Raw genomic sequence first — 1,724 nt, forward strand, 5'->3', positions numbered from 1 at the left:
AGAAGTTTACCCATAAAGCGATAGGCGGCTTTGGTGTGACGACGTGAAGACAGGTAAAAGTCAATGGTGCAGCCCCTGCTGTCGACGGCGCGGTACAGATAAGCCCAGCGTCCGTTGACCTTCACGTAGGTTTCATCGAGATGCCATGAGCCAAAACCGGAAGGTTGACGCCAGTACCAGCGCCGCCGCTTTTCCATTTCAGGTGCAGAACGCTGAACCCATCGATAAATCGTGGTGTGATCGACATTTACCCCTCGCTCCGCCAGCATCTCCTGCAGCTCACGATAACTGATGCCATATTTGCAGTACCAGCGGACGGCCCACAGGATAATATGACGCTCAAAATGTCGACCTTTAAATGGGTTCATGTGCTGCTCCTTCAACTAAACAGTGGCATCAGTTTACCATCGCCAGATCTTTGCAACAGTGCCGGAGATAACGCGCACCTTACCGCTCCGGATAAGCATTGCCAACGCAGCCTTCAGCAGTTCGTCCAGTTGCTCATGGAACGCGGCCTCATCAATAACGATGATGCCCTGACGGCCACGCAGGTTAGACGGGCGGCTGGAGAGCGCGACGACGCGGAAGCCGGAATCGGGAAACTTGATGGTATAAGTTTTGATGTGCTTGTCGTCTTCGTTCTCTTCCCAGAAACCTTCTTCAATTTCGCTCGCGGCGTAGTTGAAGACCCGCGTCCACATGGCGCAGGCCTGGATATACTCGACGGTCATGTCCTGGTTATAGGCAATGTAATAAACGTTCATGCCACCGGCAGGTGCTGAAGAGGCTGCGGTCAGCACGTTATCGGACGCCTCAGCCCAGGTAATACCGGTACGGCGGCTCTTTTCAATCACCTTGAGCGGAGAGGTATCTGCCACCCAGCGCTGCTGATAAGGCATCAGGGCGGCAGGTACATCCAGCGCCGAGGTATCTGGCAGGACGGGAGCAAGCTGACTCATAGGGCAATCCCCAGAATTTCACGTCGCAGCGCCTGTACCGCATCAGCAGACAGGCCACCCTTGCGGGCAATCTTCTCGGCGTTACCCGCCGCCAGCCGGGCGCGATCACGGACTTCGCTCTGAAACTTTTTCAGGTTGACGGAGGCGCGGGACAGCGTGGCCACGTTTTTTGCCACCTTGGACAGCAGCGCCACCCGCTCTTTGGGGTCGACATCACCTTCTTCCGCTTCCTGCAGCTGAACGATGCTCTCGAACAGCTCGGTCTGGATCAGGGCGATGACGGCTTCCGAACGCGCATCCTGATCGTCAACCGCACCTTCGGTCAGCATACGGGCCGCTTCGGTGGCCGCACGGATGGCACCATAGCGGCGTTCAATTTTCTGTCCATAGCGATGGATAGCAGATTTGCTGATGACGAAACCCTGCTGGCGCAGCAGGGACTCCAGCTCTGAGTAGCCACTGAAACCGGATTGGTCGAGTCCGTCAAGGTGGTGTAAATTCAGATCCAGCCTTCCGATCCGGTAATATGTCTGTTAAGCGCTGAGCTGGCCGCGCCTCGATCACATCGTTTTCAGCGGTCTGCTCTATCTCCGCCATGCTGTGCTGCGGCAGGTAGCAGTTCTGCAACAGCCATTCTTTGTTCTGCTCTGTCAGCACCGCACCCAGAAGCCGGGTTATGCTCTCTTCGTTGGGAAAGATACCCACCACGTGGGAACGCCGCTTCACCTCTTTATTCAGGCGCTCCAGCGTGTTCGTGGAGTGGAT

Annotated in this window: 2 protein-coding genes and 2 pseudogenes; all 4 read right to left on the reverse strand. The window is 56.2% G+C overall.

Annotation, left to right across the window (positions count from 1 at the left end; genetic code table 11):
- A partial coding sequence (locus BBW68_RS14710; protein ID WP_148127594.1) for an IS6 family transposase occupies positions 1 to 368 on the reverse strand: 368 nt, incomplete at its 3' end.
- A 63-nt stretch (positions 369 to 431) separates the two neighbouring features.
- Positions 432 to 959: pseudogene (locus BBW68_RS14715) on the reverse strand (hypothetical protein); the annotation flags it as partial.
- Positions 956 to 1,438: pseudogene (locus BBW68_RS14720) on the reverse strand (DUF3486 family protein); the annotation flags it as partial. The pseudogenes BBW68_RS14715 and BBW68_RS14720, both read right to left, overlap by 4 nt.
- A gap of 4 nt (positions 1,439 to 1,442) precedes the next feature.
- Positions 1,443 to 1,724, reverse strand: a 282-nt coding sequence (locus BBW68_RS14725; RefSeq protein WP_245675289.1) for a transposase, incomplete at its 5' end; no start/stop codon positions are given.

It is taken from the genome of Candidatus Erwinia dacicola (assembly GCF_001756855.1).
In the GTDB taxonomy this organism is placed as follows: domain Bacteria; phylum Pseudomonadota; class Gammaproteobacteria; order Enterobacterales; family Enterobacteriaceae; genus Erwinia; species Erwinia dacicola.